The organism is Micromonospora sp. WMMD729, from assembly GCF_049315225.1.
In the GTDB taxonomy this organism is placed as follows: Bacteria; Actinomycetota; Actinomycetes; order Mycobacteriales; family Micromonosporaceae; genus Micromonospora.
This window is the reverse complement of record NZ_CP186059.1, coordinates 4,962,091-4,974,713: the sequence shown is the minus strand read 5'-3', so window position 1 is coordinate 4,974,713 and position 12,623 is coordinate 4,962,091. Positions and strand designations below refer to the sequence as shown.

Below are 12,623 nucleotides of genomic sequence, written 5' to 3'. Positions count from 1 at the left end.
CGTGGCGTTGACCGGGGTGTCGACGGCGCGCGGACGCGGGACCAGGGGTGGGATTCCTATGGTCGGAGCGGTCCCCGGCCCCCACGAAGGAACGGAAGCCTCCCGTGACAGTCCAGGAACAGACCAGCGCCCGCTGCCCCGAGTGCGCCGCCGACGTGTCGTTCGCCCAGCCACCCCGGCTCAGCGAGCTTGTCGAGTGTGCGGAGTGCCAGGTCGAGCTGGAGGTCGTCACGGTGCAGCCGGTGACGCTCGCGCCGGCCCCCGAGGTCGAAGAGGACTGGGGTGAGTGAACCGGCCTCGGTGGCGGTGCTCACGTCCCGATTGCGGGTGGACGACAAGCGGATCCTGGAGGCGCTGGAACGCCGCAGCGTCGCGGTGGCCCACCTCGACACCCGGACGGCCTGGTGGCCGCTGGACGGTGTGGCGCCCGAGTGGCGGCTGGTGCTCAACCGGGAGATCGGCCAGATCCGCGCCGGCTACGCCGCCCGCGCCCTGGAACGACTGGGCGTGATCGGCGTCAACTCCGCCGCGGCCATCGAGACCTGCGCCGACAAGTGGCACACGTCCCTGGCGCTGCGCGCGGCGGGCCTGCCCACCCCGCGTACCGCCCTCGCCGCCACACCGGACGCCGCGCTCTCCGCGCTGGCCGCGATCGGCTACCCGGCCGTCGTCAAACCACTGGTCGGATCGTGGGGCCGGCTGGTCACGACGGTGCCGGACCCGGACCTCGCCCGCACGGTGCTGGAGTACGTCGCCGCGCTGCCCGGCCCACAGGCGCACATCGTCTACGTGCAGGAGTACGTCCGCAAACCGGATCGGGACATCCGGGTCGTGGTGGTCGGTGGGGAGGTGCTCGGCGCGGTGTACCGGCACAGCGCGGACTGGCGTACCAATGTGGCCCGGGGCGCCCGGACCGAGCGGTGCGGGCTCACCGATCGGATCGTCGAGTTGGCCACCACGGCCGCCGCCGCGGTCGGCGCGGACCTCGCGGGCGTCGACCTGGTCGAGGACGAGGAGGGTCGGCTGTACGTCCTGGAGGTCAACTCTGGGGTGGAGTTCGCCGGCTTCGAGCAGGCGCACGCCAGCGGCGTCGACGTCGCCGGTCGGATCGTCGACCACGTCCTGGCGAGGCTCGCGTGACCGCCGGGGCCGGCCCGGTCCGGGCGGCGGTCGTCGGCGGCGCCGGTTACATCGGTGGCGAGCTGGTCCGCCTGCTGCTCGGGCATCCGAGGGTGGAGCTGGTCACCGTCACGTCCCGCCGGCTCGCCGGCCGGCGGGTCAGCAGCACCCATCCCAACCTGCGCGGCCTCACCGAGCTGACCTTCAGCGCGCCGGAGGACCTGGGCCGGCACGACGTGCTGCTGCTGGCGACCGAGCACGGGCTGGCGATGGGTGCGATGCGTGGCCTGCTCGACCTGGCCGACACGGTGGTCGACCTGTCGGCGGACTTCCGGCTGCGCGATCCCGACGTCTTCGCCAGGTACTACGGCGGTCCACACGCCGCGCCCGACCTTCTCCCCGAGTTCGTCACCGGGCTGCCCGAACTGCACCGCAAGCAGCTCCGCGACGCCGACCGGATCAGCGTGCCGGGCTGTATGGCGACCGCCGCGATCCTCGCCCTGCACCCGCTCGCCGACGCCGGCCTGCTGGGCGCGGGGGAGGTGACCGTCGACGGGCGGACCGGTTCCAGCGGTTCCGGCAGCGCCCCGTCGGCGGCGAACGTGCACGCCGAACGCAGCGGCGCGATGCGCGTCTTCGCCCCGACCGGCCACCGGCACCAGGCGGAGATCGCCCAGGCGGTGGGCGTACCGGCGCGGATGACCGCGACCGGGGTGGAGGCGGTCCGGGGTGTGCAGGTGCTGTGCCGGGTACCGCTGGCCGACGGCGTCGACGAGGTGGCCACCCGGTCCGTGTACCGCCGCTACTACCGGGACGAGCCGTTCATGCGGGTGGTCGCCGGGCGGCGCGGCACGTACCGGCTGCCGGAGCCGAAGATCCTGGCCGGCTCCAACTTCTGCGACGTGGGGTTCGCCGTCGACCCCGACGGCGGTTCGGCGCTGCTCGTCGCGGCGCTGGACAACCTCGTCAAGGGGGGCGCCGGCAACGCGATGCAGTGCCTCAACGTCCGCTACGGCTGGCCCGAGCGGCTGGGGCTGGAGTTCCCCGGCCTGCATCCGGCGTGAGCGCCCCGAGCGCCCCGCCGGGCGAGCTGACCGTGGTCAAGTGCGGCGGCACCGCCGGGGTGGACGCGGACGCGGTCTGCGCCGACGTCGCCGAACTGGTCCGCGCCGGGCAACGGGTGCTGCTGGTGCACGGTGGCTCCGCCGACATCGCCACGCTCGGCGACCGGCTGGGCGTACCGCAGCGGCGGATGGTCACCGACGACGGGATGGACACCCGCTACACCGACCCGGCCACCCTGGAGGTCGTCGTGCTCGCGCTCGCCGGTGCGGTCAAGCCCCGTTTGGTCGCCGCGCTCGCCCGCGCCGGCGTCGACGCGGTCGGTCTGACCGGGCTGGACGCCGGGCTGCTGCGGGCCCGTCGTACCGCCGCACACCGGGCGGTCGTCGACGGCCGCCGGATGGTGCTGCGCGACAACCACGGCGGCCGACTGATCGGCGTACGCGTCGACCTGCTCCGGACGCTGCTCGCGGCCGGCGCGGTGCCGGTGGTGTCGCCACCGGCGCTCGGGGAGGACGGCGGGCCGGTCAACGTGGACGCCGACCGCGCCGCCGCCGCCCTCGCCGCCGCGCTGGACGCCCGCACGCTGGTCCTGCTCACCGGAGCGCCGGGGGTGCTCGCCGACCCGGGAGACGAACGGTCGGTGTTGGGCCGGTACGCCGTACCGGCGACAGGACTGCCACCCGGCGTGGGCCGGGGGATGGCGATGAAGCTCGTCGCCGCCCGCGAGGCGGCACTCGGTGGGGTGGGCCGGGTGCTGATCGCCGACGGCCGGCGGGAGGGCCCCGTCCGGGCGGCGCTCGCCGGTGCCGCCACCGAGATCACCACGAGGAGCGCAGATGCCTGAGGACGCCACGGAACCCGATCCGTCAGGTGCGCGGCCCGCGCCCGATCCGCCGCAGGCGCGGCCGGGCGGCGTCACCGACACCTTCGCGGCCGGGCTGCTGCGCTGCATGGTCGAGACGCCCTCGCCGTCGTACCACGAGGCGGCGTTGGCCCGATCCCTGGTGGACGCCATGGGGCAGCTCGGCTTCGCGGCGTACGTCGACCAGGTCGGCAACGTGGTCGGTGAGATCGGGCGGGGCGACGGGCCGGTGGTGCTGCTGATCGGCCACCTGGACACGGTGCCGGGCGGGCCGGTGGTCCGGGCGGAGGACGGCCGGCTCTACGGCCGGGGTGCGGTGGACGCCAAGGGACCGCTGGCGGCGATGGTGTGCGCCGCCGCGTCGGCGGACTTCGGCGGACGGATCGTCGTGGTGGGCGCGGTCGAGGAGGAGATCGCGTCGCGCGGGTCGCGGGAGATCCGACGTCGGCTACCCCGGCCGGACGCGGTGGTGGTGGGCGAACCGAGCGGCTGGTCGACGATCACGCTCGGCTACAAGGGCAAACTCGACCTGCGCTACCGGGTGTCGGTGCCGGCCACCCATCCCAGCAACCCCGTTGCCAAGGCGTCCGAGTTGGCGGTGCGCTGCTGGACGACGCTGCTGGAGCTGCTCGGCCCGGACAGCGGCAACGGCTCGTTCGACCGGCCCGGCGCGACCCTCATCTCGCTGCGCGCCGACCAGATCGAGGCGGAGGCGGAGCTGAGCGTCCGCACCCCACCGGGGTACGACGTGGACGGACTGCTGCGCGAGTTGACGCGGCGTACGCCGGACGGGGAGCTGACCGTGGTCAACCGCGTCGCCGCCTGCCGGGCCGACCACCGCAACCCGGTGGTGCGCGCGCTCTCGGCCGGCATCCGCGCCCAACGGGCCCGGCCCGCCCTGAAGGTGAAGACCGGCACGTCGGACATGAACGTGCTCGCCGAGCAGTGGGACGTTCCGATGGCCACCTACGGCCCCGGGGACAGCAGCCTGGACCACTCCGACGACGAGCACATCGTGCTGGCCGACTACCTGCGCGGCATCGCCGTGCTGCGGCACGCGCTGCGCGAGTTGGACGTCCCCGCGTCACCGCCGGCGGCCAACCGGGTCAACGGGTTCCGTCTCGCCCCGAGCGGGGCCTGACGTGCCGCCCCGGGAACGGCTCGCCGTGGCCGAAGCGAGCGATCAGGCCGCCACGAGCGCCGCCCAGGCCGCCGCTGTTGAGGCCGACGACGCCGTCGAGTTGGCGGCGGTCGCGGTCCGCGTACGGGAGCTGATCGTGCAGATGTGCGCCAGCTCGGACGGCGGACACCTGGGCGGGTCGATGTCGCTGGTGGAGATCCTGGTGACGCTCTATCACGAGGTGTTGCGGGTCGATCCGACCCGGCCGGAGCTGCCGGAGCGGGACGTGCTGCTGCTCAGCAAGGGCCACGGCGCGATCGCGCTGTACGCGGTGCTCGCCACCAGGGGTTACTTTCCGGTGGAGTGGCTCGACGGGTACGCCGCGGCGGGCGGGCCGTTCCTGGCCCATCCCAACCGGGCGGTGCCCGGCGTGGAGATGCCCACCGGGTCGCTCGGGCACGGGTTGGCGCTCGGCGTCGGGCACGCGCTCGCCGGCCGGCTCGACGGCAGTGACCGGCGCTGTGTCGTCGTCCTCGGCGACGGGGAGTTGCAGGAGGGCTCGGTCTGGGAGGCGGCGATGGCCGCGAGCAGCCTCGGGCTCGACCGGCTGATCGCCGTCATCGACCGCAACGGACTGCAACTGGGCGGCGGCACCGAGGACGTGATCACGCTGGAACCGCTCGCCGACCGGTGGCGGGCGTTCGGCTGGACGGTCCGCGAGGTGGACGGGCACGACCGGGTCGCGCTGCGGGAGGCGTTGACGGCGTCCGGCTCGGGCCGACCGGTGGCCGTCATCGCCCGGACCGTCAAGGGCCGAGGGCTGCCCTACGTGGAGGGACAAGTGCGCAGCCACTTCGCCCGGCTCGGCGAGACCCAACGCGGGCGGGCGCTGCGGGCCGTACGCCGGGGGATCCGGTGAGGGCGGCGGACCCGGCGGCCGGGCCGCGCGCCGGCCGGGACGTCTACCGGGACCTGCTCGTCGAGTTGATGGCGGCGGACGACCGGCTGGTCTGCCTGGACACCGACACCGGGCTGTTCAGCGGTGTGGACTTCGGGTCGGCCGCCGAGCGTTACGTCAACCTCGGCATCGCCGAGCAGAACCTGATGGGCGTCGCCGCCGGTCTGGCCCGCAGCGGGCGCATCCCGATGGTCAACACGATGGCCACCTTCGCCAGCACCCGCGCCCTGGACGCGGTGAAGGTCGACATCGCCTTCAACGACCTGCCGGTGCGGATCGTGGCCACCCACGGTGGGCTGGCCGCCGGTCACCTCGGACCGACCCACCACGCCCTCGAAGACGTGGCGATCATGCGTACGCTGCCGAACATGACCGTGGTGGTGCCGGCCGACGCCGACGCCTGCGCCCGGTTGTTCCGGCAGTCGCTGGAACTGCCCGGCCCGGTCTACCTGCGGCTCGGCCGCGCCGCGACACCGGATGTGGCGGCCGCCCTCGCCACGGCCGGCGGCCCGGACGCCCCGCCGGTCCGGCTGGGCCGGGCGCGGCACCTGCGCACTGGTGGTGACATCGTGCTGGCCGCCTGCGGCCCGTACCCGGTGCTGGCCGCGCTGGGCGCGGCCGACGAGCTGGCCCGTCGCGGTGTGCGGGCGACGGTGCTCGACGTGCACACCGTCCGCCCGCTCGACGTCGAGACGATCGACGCGGCAGTCCGGGCGACCGGCCGGCCGGCGGTGGTCACGGTGGAGGAGCACTGGCCCAGCGGCGGACTGGGCTCGGCCGTCGCGGAGGCGCTGACCGAACGACGGCCCACCCGCGTGCTGCGGGTGGCGGTACCGGACGGGTTCGTGGCCGTCGCCGGCGACCAGCGGTACCTGCTCGAACGCGCCGGGGTGACCGCCGCCGCCGTGGTGGACCGGGCGGTGGCGGCGCTGCGATGAACCCTCGGGGCGAACGCCGGAGCCTGGTGGCGCTGCTCACCGCGCACTACCTGTCCTCCTTCGGCAATGCGGTCACCGTGGTCACCGTGCCGCTGTACGTGCTGGCGCGCACGGACAGCGCGGCGGCGACCGGCCTCGCCGGGTTCGCCGGCGCCCTCCCGCTGATCTTCGCGGGCGCGGTGGGCGGCGTGTGGATCGACCGGCTCGGCGGCCGGCGGGTCAGTGTGCTCTCCGACGCCGTCGCCGGGCTGCTCACCGGCCTGGTGCCGGTGCTGGACGCCACCGTCGGACTCCCGCTGCCCGCCCTGCTGGTGCTGCTGTTCGCCCGCAGCCTGGTCGCCACACCGGCGAACGCGGCCCGGGTGAGCCTGATCCGGCCGGTCGCCACCGCGGCCGGGGTACGCCTGGAGACCGCGAACTCGTGGTACCAGGCCGCGCCCCGGCTCGGCCTGGTGGTCGGCGCGCCGCTCGCCGCGCTGCTGGTCGCCGCCCTCGGCGCGGCCGTCGGCCTCTACGTCGACGCGGCCGGCCTGCTGCTCGCCGCCGTCCTGGTCGCCGCCGGGGTGCCCGCCCTGGCCGCCGCGCCGGCGACCGGCCGCGCCGGCTTCGTGCGGCAACTTCTCGAGGGCATGACCCTGGTACGACGGATGCCGGTGATCGCCGCGATGACCGCCTTCGTGTTCGTCACCAACCTGCTGGACGCGGCGTTCACCCCGGTGCTGTTGCCGGTCTACGCGGATGACGTGCTGCGCGACGGGCGGTACCTGGGCTGGCTGATCGCCGCGTCCGGCTGCGGAGCCGTACTCGGCACCTTCCTGTACGCCCCGGCCAGCCGCCGCCTGCTGGCCAGCCGGCGGCGCACGATGTTCGGGTGTTTCGTGGTCATCGGCGCGCTGCGGCTGTCCATGGCGACCACCCCGCCGCCCGCCGTGATGATCGGCATCTGCCTGCTGCTGGGCCTGGCGGCCGGCCCGCTCAACCCGCTGCTCACCACCGTCACCCTGGAACACGTGCCGGAGGAGGCCCGGGGTCGGGTCTTCGGGCTGGGCAGCGCCGTCGCCCTCAGCGGCGCGCCGCTGAGCGTGCTGCTGGCCGGCTGGTCCGTCGACACGGTCGGGCTGGTGCCCACGCTGGCCGCCTTCGGCGGGGCGTACCTGCTGCTGGTCGCCGTGGCGCTGCCCGGCCGGTCGTTGCACGCCATGGACGCGTACGCCCCGGGCGGGTCAACCGATGCCGCGCGTCTTACCGCCGTCGACCAGCAGGCAGGTGCCGGTGACGAACGAGGCGGCCTCGCTGGCCAGGAAGGCGGCCACCGCGCCGAAGTCCCCGGCCCGGCCCACCCGGCCCAGCGGGATGCCCGCGCCGATCTCCGCGAGCCGGGCGTCGGCCGCTGAGCCGTGTTCGGCGCGTACCCCCTCGGTGTCGTGGTAGCCGGGCGCCAGCACGTTGACCGTGATGTCGCCCGGCCCGAGCGCCTGCACCAGGGCCCGGGTGAAGCCGAGCAGACCCGGCCGGACCGCGCTGGACAGCCCGTACTCGGGGATCGGCTGGCGGACCGTCTCCGAGGCGACGATGAGGACCCGCCCCCAGCCGGCCGCGCGCAGGTGCGGCAGGGCCGCCAGGGTGAGGCCGACGTGCGGCAGGAACGCCGCGTCCAACGCCTGCCGGTACGCGTCCAGCCCGAAGCTGTCCACCGTGCCCACGGCCGCGCCGCCGCCGTTGGCGACCACGATGTGCAGCGCGCCGAAGTGCGCGACGGTCGCGGCGACCCAGTCGGCCACCGCCGCCTCGTCGGTGATGTCCACCGGACGGGCCAGCACGTCCGGGGCGCCGGCGTCCCGCAGCTCCCGCGCCGCCTCGGCGAGCCGCCCGGGGTCGCGTGCCCCCACCGACAGCGCGCAGCCCTCGGCCGCGAGCGCGCGGGCCGTGGCCCGGCCCAGGCCGCTGCTCGCGCCCGCGACGAGCGCCACCCGTCCCGCGATGCCCAGATCCATGGCGGTCGCCCTCCCTACGGTCGCAACGGATAGCCGTACCGGCGCAGCACCGGGGCGGCGAGTGTGGTGGCGACCGCCGCGGCGCGCGTCGGCAACGCGTCCCGCCACGCCAGGTCGGGTCGGATCGTCGTCGGGCCCTGTCGCAGTCGGTCCGGGTTGCCGGTCACCGTGTGGTTGACGCCCAGCACAGCCCGCCCGTCCGGCCCGACCGGCGGCTCGCCGGGCAGGTCGGCCCAGCGCAGCACCCGGCTCAGCACGTCGTACGGCGCGGCGGCGAAGTCCTCGTAGCGCAGCCGCAGGTAACGCTCTCCGGCGGCGCGGCCGATCCGGTCCGAGGCCACGTTCATCGCGGTCCACATCCCGGTGCTGCGGGCCGCGCTCATCCGCGGCAGGTACTGCTTGGGGCGGGCGAACGAGTGGGCCACCGCACGCGGGTCGCGGACCAGGTGCAGCACCCGCAGGTCCAGCCCGCCGTCGCCGAGCAGCACGGCCGCCTCGGCCGGGTACTTGGAGCCGTCGACGATCACCTCGGCCCCGGTCTCCTCGGCCACCGCCCGGTACGTGTCGACCATGCGGCGGGCCACCTCCCTCACCCCCGCCGCTCGGGGCCGCCGCCCCGCGACCTCGGCCAGCCGTACGCGGGTGTGCCGGACCCGGACGTGCCGCTGCTGCTCGCCCACGATGCGCCGGGCCTCCCGGCTGGGGTCGTGCCCGGCGACCCGGTCGACGACGCGACTCCACAGTGCGCAGGCGGTGAGCGTCTCGCCGCAGCCACAGGAGGTATTGGTGCCGGTGCCCAGGACGCCGTTGCGCCACAGGTAGTACAGCTCGCCGACGTGCACGACGCCGGGCAGCTCACCGAGCAGGTTGCCCAGCACCGTCGAGCCACTGCGGTTCCAGCCGGTCAGGTAGACCACCTTCATCGCAGGTCCAGCAGCAGGAAATGCTGCGGCAGGTGCACGGCGAGGCCCAACCGCAGACCCGCGCTGATCACGTCGGCGCCGTCCGGGCCGACGCCCCGGCGCAGGGTGAGCTGCGACGTGCCGGACTCCAGCAGCGTGACCGCCGCCCGGAAGTCGCCCAGCAGCACCTGGTCCGGCGCGATCATCCTGGTTCGGCTGACCCGGATGCCGACCTCGCCAAGCCGGGCCAGCATCCCGCTGCCCAGCAGGTCCCAGTAACGGTTGGGGTGGGCGACGATCGCGTCGCACGACCCGCCCATCTCCTCGACCTCGCCGGCGGCGGTGATCACCTCGGCGGTCAGCTCACCGGGCGCGGCCCGCCGCCGCGCGCCGGGCAGCCCGATGAGGCCGGGGATCACCCCGTCGGCGCTGCCGTGCAGCAGCACCTCGTTCTCGATGGTGCCGAGGCGCACCAGCACCCGGTAGTCGACGAAGCCGGCCAGCAGCGTCGGGTCGCGCAGCAGCTCCGGCGGGACGGCCACCGCGGCGGTCACCTCGGTCAGCTTGGTCTCGACCAGCCGGGGTACGAAGGTCGCCTCGGGGCTGGCCCGGTAGCTGGTGCCGGCGATCTCCGGGGTACCCGGGGTGGGGGCCTCGCTGACGTAGCTGACCGGCTCCTCGGACACCGTCGCGCTCTTGAGCAGATGCCGCACCGTGTAGCGGGGTCGGTGCTTGGCCAGCGGAAACAGGGTGGGCAGCGACGCGGCGATCGGCACGTCGACGTCGCCACCTTCGGCGGCGAGCACCGCGCGGGCGAACTGTTCACCGGGGCCGTGCTCGGTCAGGTCGTAGTCGGCCAGGGCATGCTGCATCGACACTCCGTCCGTCGCGCGGGGCAGTTCAGCAGGGGGTACGGGCCTCCACCCACTCGTACATGGCCTCGAAGGCGAGCCGCTGGGACTCCTTGCCGAGGATGTTGAGGTTGCCGGGGATCGCGTTGCACTCGAGGATCACGTAACCGTCGTCGGTGGGCAGGATGTCCAGTCCGGACAGCGTGATGCCCATCGCCCGGGTCGCCCGGATCGAGATGTCCCGCAGCTCCGGTGAGATCTCCACCCGCTCGAAGCTGGCGCCGAGCAGGGTCCGGGTCTTCCACTGCCCGACGGCCGGATACTTCACCATGTTCATCGGCATGGTGTCGCCCGAGACGGTCAGCCGGTACTCGCCGTACTGGGTGGGGTAGTAGGGCTGGCACACCAGGACTCCGTAGCGGGCCAGCAGCGTCTCGATCAGCGGCAGGTCGTCGGCGACGTTGGTGATCCGCTCCACGTCGATGCCGGCGCGTCCGTACGACGGCTTCACCACGACGGTGCCCCACTCCCGGCTCGCCGCCTCGACGTCGGCGGGCGTCCGGCAGGCCCGGGTGGGTGGCACCGGCAGACCGGCGTCGGCGAGCACCTGCATCATCCGGAACTTGCTGTAGGCGGCCTGCCACACCTCGATCGGGTCGAACATCGCCACCCCGGGGATGTTGCTGGCCAGCATCAGCCGCTCCACCCGGTCGCGCCAGTCGCCGTGCAGTTGGGCCCGGGAGATGACCGCGTCGAAGGAGCGCCCCAGCTCGCCGTTGAACATGACCTCCGGGCCGCCGCCCGGTGCCGCCGCCACGTCGATCTCCTCGACGGTGAACAGGGAGGTGTCGTGGCCGCGCTCGCGGCCCAGCTCGGCGATGACCGGCGAGTCGTCGTCCTCCTCGCCGTGATCCCAGGCAAGAACACCGATCCTCATGACACCTCCACGCTTCCGCGCACCCCGACAGGCATCTATGACTCTGGTGAGAGTCGTCCATGTCTGATCATTTGTCAAGGTCACTGGATGATGCTCGCTAGCTGCGGGTTTGCTCTGTGTAACCGCCATTTTGTGGACGCGACAGCGGCGGATCCGGGTGGTAGCTTCGCCGGCAGACACATCTCATGTGGACGTGACGGGGCATGGCCGGGAGGCGACCGAACATGTGGGATTCATTGGCACCTGTCGACAAGCAGCGGGCCGAGGAGTACGTCGCGGCGGGTTGGTGGCGGTCGGAGACGTTCCTCGACGACCTCGCCGTGGCGGCACGCGACCGCCCGGACCACCCGGCCATCATCACGTACGAGGGCGGCGAGCACGCGCGCACGCTGACGTACGCGGAGCTGGCCACCATGGTCGCCCGGTTCGCCGGCGCGCTGCGGTCGCTCGGCGTCGGCCGGGGCGACGTGGTGATGATCTACCTGCCGAACCGCTGGGTGCTCACCCCGCTCTACCTGGCCTGCAACCAGATCGGGGCGGTCAGCTCGCCGGGCTTCCCGATGCTGAGCACCCGGGAGCTGCGTCAGGTGCTGGAGTCGACCGGGGCCCGGGTCTGCATCACCCTGGACACCTTCGCCGGCACCGACTACGCCGCCCGACTCGCCGAGCTGGACGTGCCGACGCTGGAGCACCGGGTGGTGATCGGCGACGCCGCCCGGGTCGGCGCGATCGACTTCCAGGAGGTGTTCGTCGACACCCCGTGGGAGGAGCGCTTCCCGGACGACGGTCGGGACGCCCTCGGCCCCGACGAACCGGCCCTGGTGCTGCACACCTCGGGCACCACCGGGCCGATGAAGGGGGTCGTGCACAGCCAGAACACCATGTACGCGTGCGTCCGCGCGTCGGCGGAGCCGCTCGGTCTCGCCCCGGACGAGGTGGTGCTGCTGCCCAGCGTGCTCACCCACATGGCCGGGGTCACGCACGCCGTCTACCTCCCCGTCCACCTGGGCTGCACCGCCGTGGTGATGGACTCCGGCGACGACATGGCGCTGATGGTGGCGCTGATCGCCCGGCACGGCGGCACCTTCGTGTACGCCGCGCCCGGCTTCGTCATCGGGATGCTCGCCGCCCAGCGTCGTACGCCGGTGCAGACCCCGACGCTGCGTCAGATCGTCTCCGGCTCGGCCCCGATCGCGCCGCAGCTCATCGCCGACGTGCGGGAGGCGTTCGGGGTGCCCATGCGGGCGCTGTGGGGGATGACCGAGAACGGCGCGGTCACGGTGACGCGGCTGGACGACCCGGACGACTGGGCGGCGCACAGCGACGGCCGGCCGGTGCCGTGGATGCAGGTACGCATCGACACCGACCCCGGCGAGGAGGCCGGCCGACTGTACGCCCGAGGCGCCTCCCAGTGCCTGGGCTACCTCAACCAACGCGACCTGTACGAGTCGCTGCTCGACGACGACGGCTGGTTCGACACCGGTGACCTGGCCCGGGACGACGGCCGTGGCGGCATCCGGATCACCGGTCGGCGGGTCGACCTGATCACCCGGGCGAACAGCCTCCGGGTGTCCACTCTCGACATCGAGGCGGTGTTGCAGCGGCACCCGCATGTGGTGGAGGCCGTCCTGGTCGGCTACCCGGACCCGGCCGTACCCGGGGCGGACCTGGTCTGCGCCGTGGTGGTCCCCGGGGGCGGTGACACCCCGACGCTCGCCGGCCTGCACGACTACCTGGAAGCCGAGGGCGTCGCCCGGGTGCTCTGGCCGGACCGGCTCCAGTTCGTCCGGATCCTGCCCAAGAACGCGCTCGGCAAGCCATTGCGCCATCCGCTGCGCCAGCGACTGGAGATCGCGGCGTCGGCGCGGAGCTGACCC

The 12,623-nt window shown here is 74.0% G+C and carries 12 protein-coding genes and 1 pseudogene; 9 read left to right on the top strand and 4 right to left on the bottom strand.

From position 1 onward, the window contains the following. The first annotated feature begins 104 nt into the window (after positions 1-104). From lysW to ACN263_RS22620, 8 genes and pseudogenes are all read left to right on the top strand, one after another. On the top strand, positions 105-290 hold the full coding sequence (gene lysW, locus ACN263_RS22655; protein WP_422736359.1) for a lysine biosynthesis protein LysW: 186 nt from the start codon (positions 105-107) through the stop codon (positions 288-290). Beyond that, positions 283-1,140 carry a RimK family alpha-L-glutamate ligase gene (locus ACN263_RS22650; RefSeq protein ID WP_422736358.1) on the top strand — a complete coding sequence of 286 codons (858 nt, stop codon included), beginning with the start codon at positions 283-285 and terminating at the stop codon, positions 1,138-1,140. Before lysW ends, ACN263_RS22650 begins: the two co-directional genes overlap by 8 nt. Continuing rightward, positions 1,137-2,183, top strand: a complete 1,047-nt coding sequence (gene argC, locus ACN263_RS22645; RefSeq protein ID WP_422736357.1) for an N-acetyl-gamma-glutamyl-phosphate reductase — start codon at positions 1,137-1,139, stop codon at positions 2,181-2,183. Before ACN263_RS22650 ends, argC begins: the two co-directional genes overlap by 4 nt. Further along, complete coding sequence (locus ACN263_RS22640) at positions 2,180-3,028, top strand: [LysW]-aminoadipate kinase (protein ID WP_422736356.1); 849 nt, start codon at positions 2,180-2,182, stop codon at positions 3,026-3,028. The genes argC and ACN263_RS22640 overlap by 4 nt, the downstream gene beginning before the upstream one ends. Beyond that, entirely contained in the window at positions 3,021-4,187 is a 1,167-nt protein-coding gene (locus ACN263_RS22635) for a M20/M25/M40 family metallo-hydrolase (RefSeq protein ID WP_422736355.1), read from the top strand. Before ACN263_RS22640 ends, ACN263_RS22635 begins: the two co-directional genes overlap by 8 nt. Position 4,188: 1 nt before the next feature. After that, entirely contained in the window at positions 4,189-5,085 is an 897-nt protein-coding gene (locus tag ACN263_RS22630) for a transketolase (RefSeq protein WP_422736353.1), read from the top strand. Then, complete coding sequence (locus ACN263_RS22625; RefSeq protein ID WP_422736352.1) at positions 5,082-6,062, top strand: transketolase family protein; 981 nt, start codon at positions 5,082-5,084, stop codon at positions 6,060-6,062. Before ACN263_RS22630 ends, ACN263_RS22625 begins: the two co-directional genes overlap by 4 nt. Then, a pseudogene (locus ACN263_RS22620) lies at positions 6,059-7,225 on the top strand (MFS transporter); the annotation flags it as partial. The gene ACN263_RS22625 and the pseudogene ACN263_RS22620, both read left to right, overlap by 4 nt. A gap of 60 nt (positions 7,226-7,285) precedes the next feature. Here the strand turns inward: ACN263_RS22620 and ACN263_RS22615 are convergent. The 4 genes from ACN263_RS22615 to ACN263_RS22600 are packed head-to-tail and all read right to left on the bottom strand — an operon-like array spanning position 7,286 to position 10,746. Next, positions 7,286-8,056, bottom strand: coding sequence for an SDR family NAD(P)-dependent oxidoreductase (locus ACN263_RS22615; RefSeq protein WP_422736351.1), 771 nt, complete (start codon positions 8,054-8,056; stop codon positions 7,286-7,288). A 14-nt stretch (positions 8,057-8,070) separates the two neighbouring features. Then, complete coding sequence (locus ACN263_RS22610; protein ID WP_422736350.1) at positions 8,071-8,979, bottom strand: sulfotransferase; 909 nt, start codon at positions 8,977-8,979, stop codon at positions 8,071-8,073. After that, the gene (locus ACN263_RS22605; RefSeq protein WP_422736349.1) at positions 8,976-9,830 is read right to left on the bottom strand and encodes a family 3 encapsulin nanocompartment shell protein; all 855 of its coding nucleotides are present in this window, start codon (positions 9,828-9,830) and stop codon (positions 8,976-8,978) included. The genes ACN263_RS22610 and ACN263_RS22605 overlap by 4 nt, the downstream gene beginning before the upstream one ends. 28 nt (positions 9,831-9,858) lie before the next feature. Further along, entirely contained in the window at positions 9,859-10,746 is an 888-nt protein-coding gene (locus ACN263_RS22600) for an ATP-grasp domain-containing protein (protein WP_422736348.1), read from the bottom strand. A gap of 203 nt (positions 10,747-10,949) precedes the next feature. On the opposite strand from ACN263_RS22600, the gene ACN263_RS22595 reads away from it, so the two are divergent. Next, on the top strand, positions 10,950-12,620 hold the full coding sequence (locus tag ACN263_RS22595) for an AMP-binding protein (protein WP_422736347.1): 1,671 nt from the start codon (positions 10,950-10,952) through the stop codon (positions 12,618-12,620). The last annotated feature ends 3 nt before the right edge of the window (positions 12,621-12,623 follow it).

Excerpts from the sequence above, each read along its gene's own strand:
- ACN263_RS22635 (WP_422736355.1), top strand. The coding sequence starts at position 3,021 with ATGCCTGAGGACGCCACGGAACCCGATCCGTCAGGTGCGCGGCCCGCG.
- ACN263_RS22615 (WP_422736351.1), bottom strand. The coding sequence starts at position 8,056 with ATGGATCTGGGCATCGCGGGACGGGTGGCGCTCGTCGCGGGCGCGAGC.
- ACN263_RS22610 (WP_422736350.1), bottom strand. The coding sequence starts at position 8,979 with ATGAAGGTGGTCTACCTGACCGGCTGGAACCGCAGTGGCTCGACGGTG.
- ACN263_RS22605 (WP_422736349.1), bottom strand. The coding sequence starts at position 9,830 with ATGCAGCATGCCCTGGCCGACTACGACCTGACCGAGCACGGCCCCGGT.
- ACN263_RS22600 (WP_422736348.1), bottom strand. The coding sequence starts at position 10,746 with ATGAGGATCGGTGTTCTTGCCTGGGATCACGGCGAGGAGGACGACGAC.
- ACN263_RS22595 (WP_422736347.1), top strand. The coding sequence starts at position 10,950 with ATGGCCGGGAGGCGACCGAACATGTGGGATTCATTGGCACCTGTCGAC.